General features: G+C 55.1%; 15 protein-coding genes. 2 read left to right on the top strand and 13 right to left on the bottom strand.

Annotated features, from left to right (window positions below; translation table 11 throughout):
* Positions 1-2: 2 nt before the first annotated feature.
* The 5 genes from AOY24_RS14685 to aaeX form a co-directional block, all read right to left on the bottom strand.
* A complete protein-coding gene (locus AOY24_RS14685) occupies positions 3-275 on the bottom strand; it encodes a barstar family protein (RefSeq protein ID WP_054176885.1) in 273 nt (90 codons plus the stop codon).
* Positions 276-304: 29 nt separating this feature from the next.
* Positions 305-1,753, bottom strand: coding sequence for an NAD-dependent succinate-semialdehyde dehydrogenase (locus AOY24_RS14680; RefSeq protein ID WP_054176884.1), 1,449 nt, complete (start codon positions 1,751-1,753; stop codon positions 305-307).
* A gap of 90 nt (positions 1,754-1,843) precedes the next feature.
* Entirely contained in the window at positions 1,844-3,811 is a 1,968-nt protein-coding gene (aaeB, locus tag AOY24_RS14675; RefSeq protein ID WP_054176883.1) for a p-hydroxybenzoic acid efflux pump subunit AaeB, read from the bottom strand.
* Positions 3,812-3,816: 5 nt separating this feature from the next.
* Positions 3,817-4,749 carry a p-hydroxybenzoic acid efflux pump subunit AaeA gene (aaeA, locus tag AOY24_RS14670; RefSeq protein ID WP_042998330.1) on the bottom strand — a complete coding sequence of 311 codons (933 nt, stop codon included), beginning with the start codon at positions 4,747-4,749 and terminating at the stop codon, positions 3,817-3,819.
* Between the two features lie 7 nt (positions 4,750-4,756).
* Positions 4,757-4,960 carry a p-hydroxybenzoic acid efflux pump operon protein AaeX gene (gene aaeX / locus AOY24_RS14665; RefSeq protein ID WP_000051841.1) on the bottom strand — a complete coding sequence of 68 codons (204 nt, stop codon included), beginning with the start codon at positions 4,958-4,960 and terminating at the stop codon, positions 4,757-4,759.
* Positions 4,961-5,142: 182 nt separating this feature from the next.
* Between aaeX and aaeR the strand changes: the two genes are divergently transcribed.
* Positions 5,143-6,072 carry an HTH-type transcriptional activator AaeR gene (gene aaeR, locus AOY24_RS14660; RefSeq protein WP_042998331.1) on the top strand — a complete coding sequence of 310 codons (930 nt, stop codon included), beginning with the start codon at positions 5,143-5,145 and terminating at the stop codon, positions 6,070-6,072.
* A 91-nt stretch (positions 6,073-6,163) separates the two neighbouring features.
* Here the strand turns inward: aaeR and tldD are convergent, their stop codons facing one another.
* The 8 genes from tldD to csrD all read right to left on the bottom strand — a co-directional run bounded on the left by tldD (position 6,164) and on the right by csrD (position 18,477).
* A complete protein-coding gene (gene tldD / locus AOY24_RS14655) occupies positions 6,164-7,609 on the bottom strand; it encodes a metalloprotease TldD (protein ID WP_054176882.1) in 1,446 nt (481 codons plus the stop codon).
* A 77-nt stretch (positions 7,610-7,686) separates the two neighbouring features.
* The gene (gene yhdP, locus AOY24_RS14650) at positions 7,687-11,487 is read right to left on the bottom strand and encodes an AsmA2 domain-containing protein YhdP (RefSeq protein WP_054176881.1); all 3,801 of its coding nucleotides are present in this window, start codon (positions 11,485-11,487) and stop codon (positions 7,687-7,689) included.
* A gap of 56 nt (positions 11,488-11,543) precedes the next feature.
* Entirely contained in the window at positions 11,544-13,013 is a 1,470-nt protein-coding gene (rng, locus tag AOY24_RS14645; protein ID WP_042998334.1) for a ribonuclease G, read from the bottom strand.
* The gene (locus AOY24_RS14640; RefSeq protein WP_054176880.1) at positions 13,003-13,596 is read right to left on the bottom strand and encodes a nucleoside triphosphate pyrophosphatase; all 594 of its coding nucleotides are present in this window, start codon (positions 13,594-13,596) and stop codon (positions 13,003-13,005) included. Before AOY24_RS14640 ends, rng begins: the two co-directional genes overlap by 11 nt.
* Before the next feature lie 8 nt (positions 13,597-13,604).
* The gene (gene mreD / locus AOY24_RS14635) at positions 13,605-14,093 is read right to left on the bottom strand and encodes a rod shape-determining protein MreD (RefSeq protein ID WP_042998336.1); all 489 of its coding nucleotides are present in this window, start codon (positions 14,091-14,093) and stop codon (positions 13,605-13,607) included.
* Positions 14,093-15,121 (bottom strand): rod shape-determining protein MreC, encoded by a 1,029-nt coding sequence (gene mreC / locus AOY24_RS14630; RefSeq protein WP_042998337.1) that lies wholly within the window; start codon positions 15,119-15,121, stop codon positions 14,093-14,095. Before mreC ends, mreD begins: the two co-directional genes overlap by 1 nt.
* Before the next feature lie 63 nt (positions 15,122-15,184).
* Positions 15,185-16,228: a rod shape-determining protein MreB gene (mreB, locus tag AOY24_RS14625; RefSeq protein ID WP_000913396.1), complete on the bottom strand. Its 1,044-nt coding sequence runs from the start codon at positions 16,226-16,228 to the stop codon at positions 15,185-15,187.
* Between the two features lie 308 nt (positions 16,229-16,536).
* On the bottom strand, positions 16,537-18,477 hold the full coding sequence (gene csrD / locus AOY24_RS14620) for an RNase E specificity factor CsrD (protein WP_054176879.1): 1,941 nt from the start codon (positions 18,475-18,477) through the stop codon (positions 16,537-16,539).
* A 206-nt stretch (positions 18,478-18,683) separates the two neighbouring features.
* On the opposite strand from csrD, the gene AOY24_RS14615 reads away from it, so the two are divergent.
* On the top strand, positions 18,684-19,658 hold the full coding sequence (locus AOY24_RS14615) for an MDR family oxidoreductase (RefSeq protein WP_054176878.1): 975 nt from the start codon (positions 18,684-18,686) through the stop codon (positions 19,656-19,658).
* Positions 19,659-19,711 lie beyond the last annotated feature (53 nt).

Here is a 19,711-nt window from a genome sequence, read left to right as displayed (position 1 = left end):
TCTCAATGACGAACATTAAAACGCAACTGACCTTCCAGTTCTTCTTCTACTTCATCAAACAACAAAATCAGTGCGCCATAACGCCGGCGTGATTTCTCGGGTAGATGTACAAACTCGATCTCCAGCGGTAACGGCAGCGCTTCACTCATGATGATGTCCCACAGAGAGTCGAGATCGCTTACTTTCTCTTTGGCCAGGCCAAACATTCGCGCAAACTCACGATAAAAGTCGTCCTGATCCTCAATTTCATCAAAATCAAATGTATAGATATTCATCTATCGCCACCTTCCCGATATCGGTCTGACTACAGGCCGCCAATATGCAGGGTTTTCACTTCCAGAAATTCGTCTAACCCCAGAACCGATCCTTCACGTCCCAGCCCGGACTCTTTCACCCCGCCAAACGGTCCCAACTCGGTGGAAACCGCACATTCGTTTATCCCGATCATACCGCTCTCAATAGCCTGAGAGACGCGGAACACCCGTTGTAGGTTTTGCGTATAGAAGTAAGCGGCCAGGCCAAACGGCGTGTTGTTCGCGCGCTCAATTACCTCTTCTTCTCGGGTAAAGCGGAAGCAAGCGGCAACCGGTCCAAACGTCTCTTCGCTCGCCAGTTTCATGTCATCACGACATTCACCCAATACCGTTGGTTGCCAGAAGTTACCGCAGAGTGTGTGCGCTTTCCCGCCCGCCAGCACTTTGGCTCCTTTCGCAACGGCATCTTCCACATGCTCACGCACTTTATCGACCGCAGACGGTTCGATCAGCGGCCCGACGACGACGCCGTCATCCAGGCCATTCCCCACCTGCAATGCCTGAACCGCATCAGCCAGTTTGCGGGTGAATTCGTCGTAGACACTCTCCTGGATATAAAAACGGTTCACGCTGACACAAACCTGCCCGGCATTACGGAACTTATTGGCAATAGCGCCTTTTACCGCCGCATCGATGTCCGCATCGTCAAACACGATATAGGGAGCATTGCCACCGAGTTCCATCGACACTTTTTTCATGGTTTCCGCTGCGTTACGCACCAGCGTTTTGCCGACAGCCGTTGAACCGGTGAACGAAATTTTGCGCACCGCATGGCTTGCCATGATGGCATCGCTGATTTCCGGTGTATTGCCCGCTACGGCATTGAGCACGCCATCAGGGACCCCCGCTTTCTTCGCCAGCGTAAGCAGCGCAAAGGCACTCAGTGGTGTGTTATTGGCCGGTTTTATCACCCCGGTACAGCCCGCCGCCAGCGCCGGGCCGAGCTTACGGGTCAACATCGCCATCGGGAAATTCCACGGCGTGATTGCCGCCACGACGCCAATCGGTTCGCGGGTCGCCAGAATGCGAGAGCCGGGTTTGATCGGCGGGATGATTTCGCCATTGGCACGCTTCGCCTGCTCGGCAAACCATTGGATAAAGCTGGCAGCGTATTCGACCTCACCTTCGGCTTCTTTTAGCGGTTTCCCCTGTTCGGTGGTCATCAACCGTCCCAGCCAGCTTTTGTTTTCGATGATCAATTCATACCAACGGTACAGAATTGCCGAGCGCTCTTTTGCCGTTTTTGCCCGCCAGGCAGGAAATGCCTTACTGGCCGCGGCAATCGCCTCCTCGGTCTGCTGTTTTCCTGCTTTCGCCACCTTCGCGATCGCGTCGCCGGTCGCCGGATTGATCACATCAAAGGTGGTATCAAGCGTTTTCCACTGCCCATCAACCAGATATCCCGTCTGAAAAAGTTCGTTGTCCTGAAGCGTTTGCATGGTGTTTTCTCCTTCTGATGTCCTGCATTGCGCACATCGAATAAGTATAGCCATAAAAAAACCGACGCTTTTGGCATCGGTTTCTGAGGGTTAGCTGTCGGTTAGCGCATGCTGGTACTTGTGCAACATACCGGTCAGTCGTTTCACCGGTTCAATGACCTGCGGGGGCGCTTCCCAGACTCGCAGCTTTTCCTGATACACGTCCAGCTCATCCAGTAGCTGACCAAAGTAGCGTCGACGCTTGTCGTCATTCACGGCTGAAATGACATGATCCGCCGTACGACGCAACTGCTGGTGGAACGCGGAGAGATCGTCGTTGACCGGAATCGGCGCATCCCGCAGACGCTGGTGCGCAATGATCATGGTCAGCGCCAGACGGAACTTCGGCAAATCCCCCGGGAATTTATTCATCAACAGAAACAGCTGCTGATAAAGCGCGGGAAGATGGTTCTCTTTGCGTCGTACCACGTTGGTGGTCATCGCTGACACCGCCGCAGAAACAAACTGGTTGAGCAGCACACGACCCGTACGATCGCGAGAATTATCGCGCACAATCACAATGACCAGAAAGGCCAGTACGCAGCCCACAATCTGCCCTAACGCACTGTCCAGGAACTGGCTGAAGTGGAAGGTCATCGGGTTATCCAACACGATAATGTTAATGGTACTGGCCAGCGCGCCCATCGACCCCAGACGCCGCTTCTGTACTTCGATCCCCAAAAAGAATCCCAGCACCGCGAGGCTCAGACAAAGCAACAGCATGCTCTGTTGGGTATTGGGGAGGATCACCAGAAAATAGAGCGCCCCCAACGGCAGCGCGGCAAGCGTACCGTAGATAAAGTCGATAGCGACCATGCGTGGGTTCGGCAGACGCATCGCCAGCGAAGTCACCACCGCAATCATCACCATTGCGCCGTTACCGGAAGTCCAGCCTGTCCACAGCCAGAACAGCGTTCCCAGCACACAAGAGAGCGTGGTGCGCCAGAAGTTCACCATGGCATGGTGACGTTCCGCGGACTCGACTTTCACCACCGGTTCTCCCTGCAACACCTCCTCTTCCGTGGCGCTGATTTTGGTATTGCTGATCACGCCACGCTTCAGCAGCAGATAGCGCGTTGCCGCCCCAGCCCAGGTATATAGCGTGACGGGCGTTTCACGCTCACCGGTCCAGGCAATCACCCGGCGCAGGCGCTTAAGCTGCTTATGCACATCCTGCGCGGTTTCAACCGGCATGGCGAAAAACTCGCGGAAGGTATCGGTGATCAGCTCAGGACGCGTGTTCTGGATCAGATAGGTTTCGCAAGATTGCGTAATCATGGTCAGCGACAGGGTATTGATCGCCTTCAGGCGGCGATTCGCCCGCGCCCAGCGGGAGGATTCCATGTTCAGGTTGCTGCGCATTCCTTCCAGCGCCGTGGCCCGACGTACCAGATCGCCCCAGGCTTTGTCCACTTCTTCGCTATCGCCATGTTTAATGCACAACTGCATCAGTTGGTACTGCGCCACCAGCAGGCTATCCAGCTCACGATCGACCTCTTGCTTGATCGATCGCGGAGAAAAGAGCAGATCTGCGATAATGGCGCAGACAATCCCGATGACAATCTCGCTACAGCGTTCTACGGCAAACTGTGGCGTAAGCAGCGGTTCGGTTTGAATAGTGATGACAATAATCAGCGCGGTGTAACCCGATAACCCCCATGCATAGGAGTTCTCAACGCGCACCAGCGAAGAGATCCACGTACAAAACCCCGCCCAGATACAGCACACCAGAATCATCAGCAAAGGTGCGCGGATCATCGCAATGATGATCACCAGTGCCGCAATACAACCAATAAAGGTGCCGACAATGCGCAACATCCCGCGATAACGAATCGCGCCAGAATACGGTTCGCCGCCGGCGGCAAAGGCCGGACCCGCCGCGACAATCGCCGCCGTCAGCACCGCCCAGCGTGGTGTTTCAAGCTGAAAGTGAAAGCCAACAAACAGCGCCAAGACAATCGCGCAGGCCAGTTTGACCGCAAAGCGAATGTGCTGGTTGGCGATGGAAAAAATGCCCATCGCGATTAACCAAATTCGCGCAGACGGTGCGCCATTTTACGGAAGAACGAATCATTATTTTCGTCACGATCCTGCTTGCCGGTGATCACGACAGTCGCCGTGGTGCCGGCAGGCCACAGATTTTCCTGCTGATCGTCAAGCTGGATACGCACCGGAACGCGCTGCGCCAGGCGTACCCATTCCAGATTGGAATCGATCGTCGCCATGCCTTTATCGTCGCGGGTACTGCTGGCATTGGTGACCCCTGCCGCGATGCTATCGACTCTCCCTTTTAATACCTTATTGCTACCCAACGGGGTAATTTCTGCGCGATAGCCCGGACGGACGCCCTCCAGCTTGGTCTCTTCCATATAGGCCAGCACATAGAAGGAGTTCTGTTTCACCAGCGCCACGGCGGTAGAGCCTCGGGTAATAAACTCACCGGTATAGACGTTCAGGTTAGTCACCCAACCATCCGCAGGCGCGCGAATAACGGTACGTTCGAGATCTAACCTGGCGAGGTCGCGAGTCGCCTGCGCTTTAGCAAGCTGATGTAATACGGTTTGCAGAACGTTATTGGCCTGATCAATCTCTTCACGGGACATCGCCTGGACGCCAAGACGGTTACGACGTCCGGCTTCCTGGCGTTTCTCTTGCGCCAGCACCTGATAATAGGCGACGTCGGCTTCGGCCTCTTCCAGCGCTTTTTGGTAGCGCGGTTGATCGATGGTGAACAGCACCTGATCTTTCTTCACCAGTTGATTATCATGCACCTTAACGGCAGTGATGAGTCCGGCAACGTCCGGCGCGATGGCAACCACGTCTGCGCTGAATCGGGCATCACGCGTCCACGGTGATTCAGTGTAATAGACCCAGGCGCGGAAAATAGCGATGAATGCCAGGATGACCAGTACGAGGGTAATGGCCGTACGGGAGATTTTTCTTGTTAGTGTTTTCACTTCAACCTCAAACGAACAGGCGCGATATCAAGTAAAAGAGACAGCAATACAGCGCAGTATTAAACAGAGCCGGATGCCAGACAAAATCATAGATGCCCGTAGGCACAAGCACCCGGCGCACCAGCCAGAAAATCGCCAGTGACAGAAGCAATTCAAAGAATATCGGTGGGAAGGACAGACCAAACACCACGATAACGGGAAACAGACTCATATTGACCTTGATATTGTAGAGAGTGCAGGCGATACAGTTTTCAGCAAATGTCGACGCGGAGAAGGGCAAGGAAAGCCAGGCGAGAGCGACATAGCCTTTATTTGAATAATAATATATTACCGTAACTGTTATGCTGTTATCTATAATATGTGATCTAAATCACTTTTAAGCCAGAGTGAATAATGGAACGATTAAAGCGCATGTCGGTGTTCGCGAAAGTGGTGGAATTTGGTTCCTTCACCGCCGCTGCCAGACAGCTACAAATGAGTGTTTCGTCGATTAGCCAGACGGTAGCAAAACTGGAAGATGAGCTGCAGGTCAAGCTGCTGAACCGCAGCACGCGTAGCATTGGCTTGACTGAAGCCGGGAAAATTTATTATCAGGGCTGTCGGCGTATGCTGCATGAAGTGCAGGATGTTCACGAGCAGCTTTATGCCTTTAACAACACGCCGATTGGTACGCTGCGCATTGGTTGTTCTTCAACCATGGCACAAAATGTCCTCGCGGGGATCACCGCTAAAATGCTCAAAGAGCACCCTGGCCTGACGGTCAATCTGGTCACCGGTATTCCGGCCCCCGACCTGATTGCCGACGGTCTGGATGTGGTTATCCGCGTGGGTGCCCTCCAGGATTCAAGCCTGTTTTCCCGTCGCCTGGGTGCAATGCCGATGGTGTTATGCGCGGCGAAACGCTATCTCGCACAGTATGGGACACCGGAAAAACCGGCCGATCTCACCAACCACTCCTGGCTGGAATACAGCGTGCGTCCGGATAATGAGTTTGAGCTGATCGCCCCGGAAGGGATCTCCACGCGACTGATCCCACAGGGACGCTTTGTGACCAACGATCCAATGACCCTCAGCCGCTGGCTGACCGCCGGCGCAGGGGTTGCCTACGTCCCGCTGATGTGGGTGATCAATGAGATCAACCGGGGCGAACTTGAGATCTTACTGCCGCGCTACCAGTCCGATCCGCGTCCGGTCTATGCACTGTATACCGAAAAAGACAAACTGCCGCTGAAAGTACAGGTAGTGATTAACTATTTGACCGACTATTTCGTCGACGTGGCACAGATTTTTCAGGGAATGTATGGTCGGGGAAAAGAAAAGTGAGAAATTGCCCGGTGGCGCTGCCGCTTACCGGGCCTATGGGAGCATCAGTTGTTGACCGGACAGGCGTAAACCACTATCCGGCAACTGACAGTCAGGCGGTGCCGCCGACCGTCAGGTTATCCACTTTCAGCGTCGGTTGACCCACACCCACCGGCAGGCTCTGGCCTTCTTTGCCACAGACGCCGACGCCGTTATCCAGCTTCAGGTCGTTACCGACCATCGAAATCTGCTGCATCGCTTCGATACCCGAACCAATCAACGTGGCCCCTTTCACCGGCTTCGTCACTTTGCCGTTCTCAATCAGATACGCCTCTGAGGTAGAGAAGACGAACTTACCGGAGGTGATATCCACCTGACCGCCGCCAAAGTTTGGCGCATAGATCCCGTACTCTACGGACTCAATGATCTCCTGCGGCGTGGATTTACCCGGCAGCATATAGGTGTTGGTCATACGCGGCATCGGCAGATGCGCGTAAGACTCGCGGCGACCGTTTCCGGTCGGCGCAACGCCCATCAGCCGCGCATTCAGTTTGTCCTGCATGTAACCTTTCAAAATGCCGTTTTCGATCAATACATTGTATTGACCCGGCGTGCCTTCGTCGTCAATGGCCACCGACCCCCGGCGCTCCGCCATCGTCCCATCGTCCACCACGGTGCACAGTTCAGAGGCGACCAGTTCGCCCATATGACCGCTGAATACCGATGTGCCGCGACGGTTAAAGTCCCCTTCCAGGCCATGTCCCACCGCTTCGTGCAGCAGTACGCCAGGCCAGCCAGCCCCCAACACAACGGGCAGCGTCCCGGCAGGCGCGGCAACCGCAGACAGGTTCACCAGCGCCATGCGTACGGCCTCTTTCGCCCACGCGTCGGCGCGGACGTCGCCATCCAGATCGGCGAGGAAATAATCGTAGCCAAAACGCCCACCGCCACCGCTGGCGCCGCGCTCACGTTTACCGTCTTCTTCCACCTGTACGCTGACCGACAGGCGCACCAGCGGACGCACATCGGCGGCCAGTGTCCCGTCAGTAGCGGCAACGAGGATCAATTCATACACGCCGGTCAGGTTGGCCGACACTTCCTGCACGCGTTTATCCGCTTCACGGGCAACTTTATCGACGCGGCGCAGGATATCGAGCTTCTCTTCACGGCTCATGCTTTGCAGCGGATCGACAGAGGTGTACAGCGCAGGATACTCAACGGCACCGAGGGTCTTCACTTTCCCGTCGCCATTGTCACGCACGATGGTACGCGCGGCGCGCGCACTCTGTTCCAGCGCCTGCAGACTGATCTGGTCAGCATAGGCAAACCCGGTTTTTTCACCGCTCACTGCGCGAACACCAACGCCCTGATCGATATTGTAAGAACCATCTTTAATGATGCGGTCTTCTAAAACCCAGGATTCGTGATAGCTCGACTGAAAATAGAGATCGCCGTAATCAAGACGACGTTCGGCCAGTTGGCCCAGAATGGCAAACAGATCCTGATGTTTCAGGCCGTTCGCCGCTAGCAATTGTTCACTTACCAGGTTCAGACTCATCGTTATTGCTACTCGTTAATGACTGCAGATAGAGGATCTATGTACTGAGAGTGGGGCAATTCCTTGCCCCCGTCAAATCATTGCGAATTTTCTTTCCGCGGCTGGCGCAGGACTTCGTTGATTTGTGGTTTGTCGACCGGACCGGTGATCCGATAGCGCAGAATCGAGACTTTACTCCATAGCGGTCCTAGCACTTTACTGGCGGCAAAGACTGCCGCACCAACGATCGGGTTCACCGCAAACGCGGCGGCTACCCCCACCGTGGCGGAGATTTCCGGTGCCACCACCGCTTCAATATCCAGCTCGCGGCGCACCAGGTTGACCGACCCTTTCATGGCGATATCCGCTTCCAGCCCGTCTACCAGCGTGTCGTCCGTATGCAATATGCCGTCTTTGATCCAGGCAGTGCTGCGAATGGAGTCGAAGTAAAAACCTTCATTGAAGGTATCGCTAAAATCGAAGCGTAGTTTACGCAGCAGCGCGTCAAAGCTCAGCAAGCGCAGCAACTGTCCCGCGTGCCCGGTGCTTAGCTCGGTGATCTCCCCTTTACCCAGACGGGTGCGGATAATGCCGTTCAGCGAGGCTTCCTCCGGCTTCCACGGCGGATTGCGCCAGTGCAGATCGTAATCCACGTTGAACGACGCGTTGCGAATCGGTGTAGAGACGCCAAAGAACCCTGCCGCGGCGTCAATTTTGTTACCCCGCAGTTTTCCTTTTAAAGAGGTACGCTCGCTGCCAGGGGTGTTAACCCACTGTCCGTCCGCCGTCAGCCTGGTGAAACCGGTGTCCAGCAGACCGTTACTCAGGTTCAGAGTGTCACCCTGAATGGCCACATCCGCATCGATGCGTCCGTATTTCTGTCCCCACATCCAGCACTCTTCACAGCGTAACTGGACGTCAGGCCAGCCACGGAAACTAACGCGTTCTACGGATGCAAATGCCGATGCCGGCGTGTCGCTGTTATCCGTTTTGGCCACGGTGGGGTTGTAATAGAGGTATTTGATATTTGCCAGCCACGGTGCGTTATTGCGCATTGCCAGCGTTGCGTTGATCTCACGCCCCTGCGCCTCGACTTTAGTGCCATTCGATGCCGGTTCAGACACGAGGCTCAGGTTGTTCCACTGTTGTCCGCCCAGCGTTAACGCTGGGGTGCGCAGCGTAATGTGTTGCGGGAAGTTCGCGTTGGCACCAACGTTGTCCGCCGCACCTTTCTGGAACAGGGCCAGCCATTGTGCGCCATCCATCGCGGGCAGATTCAGCTCAATGCCTTCGCGTTCAGGCAAAGGCGGCGGCGTCCGGCTTTCCGCCGTCCAGATCGCGCGATCCAGCGTCAGCTTCTGATTTAACAGCCAGCGGCTGTTAAAATGATTTTCCTGTCCGGCGCTACCGGTCAGCGTAAAGCTGCGCAGGTCGCCCGTTGCTTTAATTTTAACGGGTAATGCCTCACCCGCGCTTTTATCCAGCGGAGAAGGTAAGTGACTGCTCACATTCCTGAGATCGCCGTTCAGCTCAACGTTGTAGGTCGTGCCGGAATGATACGGCAGGTCGATACCCACTTTACCGTCCCACGTCAGACTGCCGCTGAGCGCGTCATTAATTTGTGATGGCAGAACGCCAGTACGAGCGGGCTGCCAGTTACCGTTAAGATTCACCGCAACCTGATAGGCTTTCGTCCCTTCCGTGGTGGCGAAATCAACGTTCACTGGCTGATTAAACCAGTTCGCCGTCATCGGCTCGCTTTTCAGGTTGCCATTGGTAAAGCTGAATTTGCCGCTGAGGTTTTTCAGGGTGCTGTCGAGCGGTTTGATGAACAGGCTATTATCGCGCAGCGACACATCGCCTTTTGCGGTAACTAATTCGCCGTCCAGCGGGATATCCAGATGTAAGCGAGCATTCACATCGCCGTCGATCTGCAGTTGCTCAAGCGTGGCACCCAGCGAATCCTTCAACGGCGTGTCGTCAAAATACGGTCCTACCGCCTTGCCTGGCCCCTGAATATCAGCATCAATCAGCAACTTCTCTTTGGCGTAGTCCGGGATGATCGCCGTCAGGTTCGTGGCCTTCACGCCGCCTAAATTGACGCCATCGGTTTTCATCCACAGGCCGTCATTCAGGAAATCCAGCTCGATATTCAGGTCGGTCAGCGCAGGCCAGTCCGGCTGAAAGGCAAATTTCGCATTGCGTAATGGGACCAGCACTTCAAACTGGCCTTCGTTGTGCTTGTACGGGAACAAATGCGGATTACCGCCATACACCAGCGTCGCGTTTTCCGCTTCTCCACCCTGAATCGCACCGCTGAGATAGTCCACCAGCGCCTTGCCCATCAGATTTTCCGGGAAGTAACGCCAGGCCTGAGAGCCGTCATCAGTGCTGATACCCGCCAGAATCCCCAGCCAGGGGTCATCGCCTGTCGGCTGTAGATAGCGGAAGCCGCCACGCGCATGGACCGCTTTCGCTTTCACATCAATATTACGTCCGTCCAGCTGAAAACCGTTGTCATTCTTTAGCCAGTTCAGCGTGGCAACGCCGTCTTCAATTTCTAATGGCGCACGGAAGACCGTTTCGTAGGGCATTTTGGCCTGTTTCATCGACGCGGTCAGCGCGCCATTTTCCACACTCCCGGAGAGCGTTCCGGAGAAGTGCTCTGCCCCTGGCAACAGCTTCCACTGTTTCCACGCCAGATCGCGCCATGAGGCCTGAAAACGCGTCTTTTCCGTGGCCTGAAGCGGGATATCCAGCGCCAGGGTATCGATATTTCCGCTCGGTTGGGTGGCAAGCCAGATGTCACCCAGCTCGGGCGAAAGCTTCGACACCATCGGGCGTAGCCCCTCAAGCCCGGTCAACTCCAGATGGCTGGCGCGGATGCGCAGTTCGTCACTGCGTTTTCCGTCTGCGCCACCGACTTCCTGCTCGGGGATCCAGGCGAGCTGTAGCGCACCGCGCGGCCAGGCCTTGCCGTCCATTGTGATGCGAGTATCGGGAATAGAAAACTGCCAGCCCGGCTGTTCACGACTGATATGCGCCGTCAGATTGTCGACAGAGAGCGTATGGAGGTTATTGTCGCCTTTCCAGCTCGCGCCCCCCTGTTTCAGCCAGACATCGCCACCAGCGATCTCACCTTTGCTGATGGTCATCCAACCTTCGAGGCTAAAGCGCGCGGTCTCCAGCGCCACGTTATCCTGCATCCATTTTCCCAGCCACGGCTTCACGTCGATATCGTCGGCCTGCAACCAGACCCGACCATTATTCAGCAACCCTTCATCATCACGCAGATCCATGCGCACCTGCATGACGCCGTGCTGACCGGTCAGACTGGAGAGGCTGACTTGTCCTTCCGCGCGGTGGCGGTTTTTACCATTAACCCAGGTCAGTTGCGGAATCGCCAGTTCGGCGCGCTGACCGGAGAGCGTCAGAAAGCTGATTTGACTGTCGCGGAGATCGAAGTGATCGAACTGGCGCAGGAAAAGATCGTTGATTCGGCTGGCTTCCAGACCGTCACCGCTTTCGCTGCGTTCAATCGGCGTGTTGGTACGGAAATTCAGTTGCCAGAAGGTGAGATCGCGAAATTGCCAGCGCATGTGCAGCAAACTTTGCCAGACATCCAGCGCCAGGGTAACGCGTTTTACCGAAAATTCGCCGCCGTCTTTCAGTTCCGCGCGGATATCACGTGCTTCGAGAGTGGGACCAAAATTTTGCCAGTTGGCGGAGATCTGGCTGGCCTTGACCGGCAGCCCCGTCGCAGACTCAATTTTGCTGAGGATCGTCGGACGCCAACTGTCGAGATGCGGTAATGCCAGGCGCAAACCACTGACCAACAGCGCTACGACAACGACGAGCGCGGCTCCAGTGAGCAATAATATCCCCGGCAATCGCCTCACGCGTCTCTCCTTGTCTGCCTGAAAATGCGCCGCCCGTCACGCGGCACCGTATCGGTTTACATCATTACGACGTCAAACTGCTCCTGGTTATAGAGCGGTTCAATTTGTACTTTCACCTGTTTGCCGACAAAAATCTCAACTTCCGCCAGCGCGTGCGACTCTTCCCCTTTCAGGGTTTCCGCTACTGCCGGAGAAGCATAGACCAGGAAGCGGTCGGAGTCGTAGGCGTGGTGCACGCGAACGATCTCACGCATGATCTCATAGCAGACAGTTTCCACCGTCTTCACCGTGCCGCGTCCGTGACAGGTCGGACATTCGTTGCACAGCACATGCTCCACACTCTCACGCGTGCGCTTGCGCGTCATCTCCACCAGACCCAACTGCGAAAAACCGTTAATGCTGGTTTTCACCCGATCTTTACTCAGTGCCTGCTCAAGCGAATGCAGAACCCGGCGACGGTGATCCTCATTATTCATGTCGATAAAATCGATAATAATGATACCGCCGAGATTACGCAGTCGCAGCTGACGGGCAATCGCCTGGGTCGCTTCAATATTAGTGTTGAAGATGGTGTCATCAAGATTACGATGGCCGACAAACGCGCCGGTATTGATATCGACGGTGGTCATCGCTTCAGTTTGATCGATAATCAGATAGCCGCCGGATTTCAGTTCCACTTTGCGCTCCAGCGCTCGCTGGATTTCATTCTCAACGTCAAAGAGATCGAAAATCGGCTGGCGTCCGCTGTAATGCTCCAGCTTGCTGGTCATTTCCGGGATGTATTCCGCAGTAAACTCCAGCAGGGCTTCATAGGTCAGACGGGAATCCACGCGAATGCGGTCTAACTGTGCGTCAGCAAAATCACGCAGTACACGCTGCGCCAGCGCCAGCTCGCCATACATCTGGTAACGCGTCTGCGGGCGCTTTTTGCGCTCCATTACTTTGGTCCAGACGCGCTTGAGGTACGCGGCGTCTGACGCCAGATCGTCTTCACAAACGCCTTCCGCCGCAGTGCGGATGATAAATCCCCCCTGCTCGTCGCAGTACTCAGCGACCACTTTCTTCAGGCGCTCACGCTCGGCTTCACTTTCGATACGCTGAGACACACCCACGTGCGAGGCGCCGGGCATAAAGACCAGATAACGAGACGGTAAAGTGATGTCGGTGGTCAGACGCGCGCCTTTGGTGCCCAACGGATCTTTCACCACCTGCACCATCAGATCTTGCCCCTGACGCACCAGCTCCGAAATATCGCGAACAGTAAACTGCTTCTGCTCTTCACCCGCCACGCATTCGGTGTGCGGCATAATGTCGGAAGCGTGAAGAAACGCGGCTTTATCCAGCCCAATATCTACAAAAGCCGCCTGCATACCCGGAAGTACGCGACTGACCCGACCTTTGTAGATATTGCCTACGATCCCGCGTCGCGCTTCGCGCTCAATATGAATTTCTTGCAGAATACCGCCATCAATGTACGCCACGCGTGTTTCCGATGGCGTTACGTTTACCAACAATTCAGCCGTCATGTGTATCCCTTTTCTCACGCAGTGAGTTAAAATTGCTCAGCAACTCATACGTTTCAACCAGCGGTAAGCCGACTACGGCGTGATAGCTGCCATTTATCTTCCTGACAAAACAGCCACCCTGCCCCTGAATACCGTATGCACCTGCTTTATCCATCGGTTCACCGCTGGCGATATAGTCAGCGATATCCGCATCCGTCAACGCTCTGAACGTCACCTCGGTTATCACCAGGCAGTCAAGCACATACTGGCTATCCGCCAGCGCAACGGCCGTCATCACCTGATGCGTTTGCCCGGACAATTTGCGCAACATCAGCGCCGCAAGGTGTACGTCACGTGGCTTCTCTAACACTTCCCCATTGAGGATAACGATGGTATCCGCCCCCAGAACAGGGAGATCGCGCGGCGTCTGCGCCACGCCGGCCTGGGCTTTTTCTCGCGCCAGACGCGACACATATTGCTGTGCGCTTTCCCCCTCGCCACGCGTTTCTTCGATTCCCGTAACTATACGTTCGAAAGAAACGCCTAACTGCGTGAGCAGTTCCTGACGACGCGGCGAACCGGAAGCTAAGTATAGAGATGTCATAGAAACCTTTATTGCACTGCAAATTGCTGGCGGACTTTACGCATCAGCAAGAAAAGCCACGGCCAGAGCACTCCGTTGACTACACTACTCCAGAACACTTCAGGTCTGAAAGAGACGTTGATCACTAAAAACTCTGACCAGAAAACAATAATATCCACCACCAGCGAAAGCAACATCACCACCAGTGCCTGCTGCCAGAGCGCCAGATTGCGAAAGAGCTGAAATTTCAGCGCAACCAGGTAAGCGATGATGCTCATCGACAATGCCCGCACGCCAAGCGTGGAACCACTAATGAGATCCAGTATGGCACCCATCACGAAACCTGTGCCCACATTGACGCGATGCGGCAGGGCGAGGATCCAGTAGAGTAAAATAAGCAGCACCCAGTTTGGCCGAAAGACAATGATCTCATCCGGCCAGGGCATCACTTGCAATAACAGAGCGATAAAGAACGAGAGCCAGATAACCCAGCGACCCTGGCTACGATAGCTTGCCACTACTGGCCTCCCGGCGCACGCGCTGGAGGCGGCGTCGCACCCGCTGGCGGAGCGGCAGGTGATGACGTGATACCGGTTGCTGGCGCAGGCACGGGCGACGGCGGCCCCATCATGTCCGGAGACGGCAACACTTGCGGCATCATCTGCATCAGACGTTCATTCGCCACGCGATGCACATCTTCCGGCGTCATCGGGTTGGCGCCGTTACGGTCGGCCCCCCACAGCAACAGCAGATAGCGCAGACGCTGTAAGCCCGCAGTAGGACGCGCCTGAATCACGGTGTAAGCACGTTGAGTATCCAGCTTAACGGAAGAGACCACGCCAACCGGATAGCCTTCCGGGAAACGACCGCCCAGACCAGACGTAACCAGCACATCGCCAACGCGAATATCGGTATTGGCTGGCAGGTGTTCGAGTTGCAGATCGTCGGTGCAGCCGTTACCGGCCGCGATCACCCGGATGTCGTTGCGCAACACCTGAATGGGTAAGGCATGCGTGGCATCACAAATCAGCAGGACGCGGCTGGTCAGCTTCGCCACCGCGACGACCTGACCGACAACGCCTTTGTCGCTGATTACCGGTTGGCCTTCGTAAACGCCGTTCACGCTGCCTTTGTCGATAACCACCTGGTCGCTGTAGGGATCGTTAACCGTGGAGATGACCTGCGTCACCATCTTTTGTTCATCCTGACGCAGCGGCGAACCCAGCAGCTCGCGCAGGCGCGCGTTCTCCTGTTTGTACTGCCCCAGCATCAACAGTTCACTGTTTTTCAGCAGCAGTTCCTGACGCAGCGCCCGGTTTTCAAGCTCAAGCTGGTCGCGTGAGGCGAGCGTTTGCGAGACGCCATCAAGCAGTTCACGGGGACCATTGGAAATAAAGTAGAAAGGACTGACGGCGGTATCCATGTAGGTACGGATCTGACTGAACGTACCCAGGCGGCTGTCGGCAATAATAACGCCGAGCGCCACCAACACCGCCAGAATAAGGCGAATCTGTAGCGAGGGGCCACGGCTAAAAATTGGCTTCATAAGTTTGCGTATTCTCGTATCAGAGTCGGCAGGACAGCATAATGCTCTCCTGCCGGCACCCGATTACTCTTCGCTGAACAGGTCGCCGCCGTGCATGTCGATCATTTCCAGCGCTTTGCCGCCGCCACGCGCCACACAGGTCAGCGGGTCTTCAGCGACAACAACTGGAATACCGGTTTCTTCCATTAACAGACGATCAAGGTTACGCAACAGCGCGCCACCACCAGTGAGCACCATTCCGCGCTCGGAGATATCAGACGCCAGTTCCGGCGGGCACTGTTCCAGTGCAACCATCACCGCGCTAACGATACCGGTCAGCGGCTCCTGCAGGGCTTCCAGAATCTCGTTAGAGTTCAGGGTGAAGCCGCGAGGAACACCTTCTGCCAGGTTACGACCGCGCACTTCGATTTCGCGCACTTCGTCGCCCGGATAGGCAGAACCAATTTCATGCTTGATACGCTCTGCGGTGGCTTCACCGATCAGAGAACCGTAGTTACGGCGCACATAATTAATGATGGCTTCATCGAAGCGATCGCCGCCGATACGAACAGAAGAAGAATAGACCACACCGTTCAGGGAGATAACGGCGACTTCCGTCGTACCGCCACCGATGTCCACAACCATCGAGCCGGTTGCCTCAGAAACGGGCAGACCCGCACCGATTGCCGCCGCCATCGGCTCTTCAATCAGGAAGACTTCGCGGGCGCCAGCGCCCTGTGCGGATTCACGAATAGCACGACGCTCAACCTGAGTGGCACCAACCGGTACGCACACCAGCACACGCGGGCTTGGACGCATAAAGCTGTTGCTGTGCACTTGCTTGATGAAGTGCTGGAGCATTTTTTCAGTCACGAAGAAATCGGCAATAACGCCGTCTTTCATTGGGCGAATAGCAGCAATGTTGCCCGGCGTACGACCCAGCATCTGCTTCGCATCATGACCTACTGCAGCCACGCTTTTCGGTGAACCGGCACGATCCTGACGAATGGCCACAACGGAAGGCTCATTCAATACGATGCCTTGTCCTTTTACATAAATGAGGGTATTCGCGGTACCCAGGTCAATGGACAAGTCATTGGAAAACATGCCACGAAATTTTTTCAACATACTAAGGGATAATCCTGAAAGCTGGGGCGGAAAACAAAATCCGCTTACTTTACCAACCACACGCAGCAGCGACAAGGCGCAAAAATCATCTGCTACGGTGAAAATTAGTGCAGTTCGTTTCCTTTGTTACAAATCTCTACCTGAGTCCCTCAGGGCTGAGCACTTCAGCAGCAATCCTCGCCCTCATTTGCAACCGGTTTAAGGTCATTCACCTGCATATGTGCTGTTACAAAATGGCGAGCAGACAAGCACACCCCCATGAAGGCACAGCGCGCGTTATTCTACGTGAAAACTGAACAAACGGCAGGTTAAACCGAGTATCTTTGAGAATATTTTTTCACATTGGTATCCAGCGGCTGGGAGGCAGCAAAAAAATCCCCCTGTCCACCGGAAACACCACGCGCTGTCAGCGTCTGCCACTCACCGCGCGAACGTACACCCGTTGCGTAAACCTGGGTGCTGGTGCCTGAGCACGCCTCCACCAGGCTTTGAACCAGCAACTGGTTTTCCGTTCGCTTCTCAATGTTCCTGACCAGACTCGGATGGAGCTTGATCAATTCCACATTGAGTTCCTTAATCCAGCTGGTACTCACCAGCGTTAAACCCGCCTGCGTGACGGCAACCCGAACGCCTAATGCATTCACTAAGCGGATAACGGGCTGCAACCGGCTGATGTGTTGACCTACATCCGCCTCCGCAAGTTCAATAATTATGCGTTTTCGTTGCGATTTTTCACACTGCATCAAGGTATCGCGTAACCAACGCTGAAAACGTGGACGAATCAGCGACTCTACCGTCACCTGCATCGCCAGATTCTCTTCCGGCCAGTAGTTTAGCAGCGGGATGACGCGGCTTATTTGTAAGCGGTCATACTCTTCTGATAAACCGAACTGTAACACCATCGGCATGTATTCCGCCGTGCTGACCTCTTCATTACCATCAAAGATGCGGCACATCAGTTCCCGATGATGCACATGTCCGTCCCGGGTGACGGCCGGTTTCTGATAAATTCGCGGGCCGCCGCGGCTGAGCATCTGCTCAATCAGCGTTCGCCAGCGCACGTTGCCACGCCCTTTTTCCGGCAACGAGTCGTCATACACCGCCCAGCTATTTCCGCCCTGCAACACAGCATTGCGGGTCGCCGCCTCTGCATGTTCCATCACCTGTTCCGTCGACTGCCCGCTACGCCAGGCGCAAATGCCGATATGTACCATATCGTCACGATCGAGCATTTTATTAGTCGGAAGTGCATCGACTGCTTTTAAAAGTTGTCCGGCTACGCTTTCCGCCTCTTTCAAAGTGCGGTGCGGCAGTAAAACGGCAAAGTCGCTGCGATGGTAGCGCGCCAGTAGCGACCCCGGAAAACGCATCATAAAAGTGGACAATAAATTGATCAGACTAAACAGTTCTTCTTCGGCGAGGTTACGCCCCCAACTGTCGCGCAACAGGTTAAAGTCCGGCAGGCGAATCATCATCACCACGCCATGCGCGCCGATCTTCTCCTGATCGTCCAGCAACGTCGCCAGTTGGTTGTCAAAAAAGAGCCGATTGCTGAGGCCGGTTTTGGTGTCCTGCGCGGCGTAAGAGCGAATCAGCGTATCGAGACGGCTCCGCTGCTCCTGGGCGCTCTGGATTTCGGACAACAGCATATCCAGCGCGCTACTGGTGCGCGCCGGCCATTCATAGACCGTACCCCGTACACTGGCTCCCCGTTCTCCATTCAAAATGCGCGTCGAACGTATCTCCAGCAGTTCCTGACCGGAAAGTTGACGCTGTAACCAACGTACCGACAGAAACAGCATCAGTACAATAAAACCAATGGCCAGCGTGAGCGGTGCCGTCGTCATCAGTGAATGAAAATAGTTGCCCATCGGATCCTGATAGACCAGATCCATCGTCATTCCCGGGTGCTTCATCAGTGGAACCGAGAGCTCGCGAAAGAGATTACTGGTGCCAACCGGGCGATAGCTACTGTTACGGGTTTGGCTATAAATGACCTTTTCACCCTGCAGCAGATCGACGCGTACGACGTCGGCAGACACCATCAGTTCGTCAATTTGCGATGTTAACTGTTTGAAATCGCGTGAAACAAGATGCGTGTCAATGGCTGTCGCCACCGCCTGGACACGATGGGCCATCTTGTACTGGATGGCGTTGTAAAAGCTCAGCGAGCAGCCGATCAGGGTGACAAAGATCGTTAACCCGGTGAGCAGCGTGACAAAAGCTGAGAATTTCGTCGTTAATCGCATCCTTGAGTTAACTCCGACGGTTGAATTGCGACACGAAACTGCTTAACCAAACGCAAAATTCGTCCGGTTGCGCAAAGAGTGAGTGCATACTACCAAATCAGGTGTATCTGGCAATTTATTGCGTTGCATCGGATTCACGTTTCAATTAGCGAGTATAGTCTTCAGACGTCATTTTCCAATCCACCATGCAGAATTGAGGACAGGTTATGCAGGCTTTGATCTTAGAACAGCAGGACGGTAAAACCCTTGCTTCCGTGCAGACTCTTGAAGAAAGTCGGCTGCCGGAAGGCGATGTCACAGTGGATGTCCACTGGTCCAGTCTGAACTATAAAGATGCGCTCGCCATCACCGGAAAAGGAAAAATCATCCGCAACTTTCCGATGATTCCTGGCATTGATTTCGCTGGCACCGTTCGGACCAGCGAAGATCCTCGTTTTCATGCGGGGCAGGACGTGTTGCTGACCGGTTGGGGCGTTGGCGAAAATCATTGGGGTGGCCTGGCAGAACAGGCACGCGTGAAAGCGGACTGGCTGGTTGCGCTGCCAAAAGGGCTGGACAGCCGTAAAGCGATGGTGATCGGCACTGCCGGGTTTACTGCCATGCTGTGCGTGATGGCGCTTGAAGAGGCGGGCATTCGTCCGCAAGACGGTGAAATCGTGGTCACCGGCGCCAGCGGCGGTGTCGGCAGTACCGCGGTCGCGCTGCTGCATAAACTGGGCTATCAGGTTGTTGCGGTGTCCGGACGTGAAAGCACCCATGATTATCTCCGCCAGTTGGGCGCAAGCCGTATTCTGGGTCGTGATGAGTTCGCCGAAGCCCGTCCACTGGAAAAACAACTGTGGGCCGGGGCAATTGATACCGTGGGTGATAAAGTGCTGGCGAAAGTGCTTGCGCAAATGAACTACGGGGGCTGTGTCGCCGCCTGTGGTCTGGCGGGCGGTTTTGCCCTGCCAACGACAGTGATGCCGTTTATTTTGCGCAACGTTCGTCTGCAAGGGGTGGATTCTGTGATGACACCACCGGCGCGCCGTGCTCAGGCCTGGCAGCGTCTGGTGAATGACTTACCGGAATCATTCTATGCACAGGCAGCAACGGAAATTTCGCTGGCTGAGGCGCCGAAGTTCGCCGATGCCATCATTAATAACCAGGTACAAGGCCGTACGCTGGTTAAAGTGAAGTAAACACAAACGCCGTAGAAATTTACACTTAATTAACGAAATTTCGCTGCGCACTG

The organism is Citrobacter sp. CtB7.12 (genome assembly GCF_001297795.1).
Lineage (GTDB): Bacteria > Pseudomonadota > Gammaproteobacteria > Enterobacterales > Enterobacteriaceae > Citrobacter_A > Citrobacter_A amalonaticus.
This window is presented reverse-complemented; position numbering and strand designations above follow the sequence as displayed.

Coding starts and splice junctions, on each gene's coding strand:
- mreB (WP_000913396.1), bottom strand. CDS start 16,228: ATGTTGAAAAAATTTCGTGGCATGTTTTCCAATGACTTGTCCATTGAC.
- AOY24_RS14680 (WP_054176884.1), bottom strand. CDS start 1,753: ATGCAAACGCTTCAGGACAACGAACTTTTTCAGACGGGATATCTGGTT.
- AOY24_RS14640 (WP_054176880.1), bottom strand. CDS start 13,596: ATGACATCTCTATACTTAGCTTCCGGTTCGCCGCGTCGTCAGGAACTG.
- mreC (WP_042998337.1), bottom strand. CDS start 15,121: ATGAAGCCAATTTTTAGCCGTGGCCCCTCGCTACAGATTCGCCTTATT.
- csrD (WP_054176879.1), bottom strand. CDS start 18,477: ATGCGATTAACGACGAAATTCTCAGCTTTTGTCACGCTGCTCACCGGG.
- AOY24_RS14685 (WP_054176885.1), bottom strand. CDS start 275: ATGAATATCTATACATTTGATTTTGATGAAATTGAGGATCAGGACGAC.
- rng (WP_042998334.1), bottom strand. CDS start 13,013: ATGACGGCTGAATTGTTGGTAAACGTAACGCCATCGGAAACACGCGTG.
- aaeB (WP_054176883.1), bottom strand. CDS start 3,811: ATGGGCATTTTTTCCATCGCCAACCAGCACATTCGCTTTGCGGTCAAA.
- aaeX (WP_000051841.1), bottom strand. CDS start 4,960: ATGAGTCTGTTTCCCGTTATCGTGGTGTTTGGTCTGTCCTTCCCACCG.
- aaeR (WP_042998331.1), top strand. CDS start 5,143: ATGGAACGATTAAAGCGCATGTCGGTGTTCGCGAAAGTGGTGGAATTT.
- AOY24_RS14615 (WP_054176878.1), top strand. CDS start 18,684: ATGCAGGCTTTGATCTTAGAACAGCAGGACGGTAAAACCCTTGCTTCC.
- tldD (WP_054176882.1), bottom strand. CDS start 7,609: ATGAGTCTGAACCTGGTAAGTGAACAATTGCTAGCGGCGAACGGCCTG.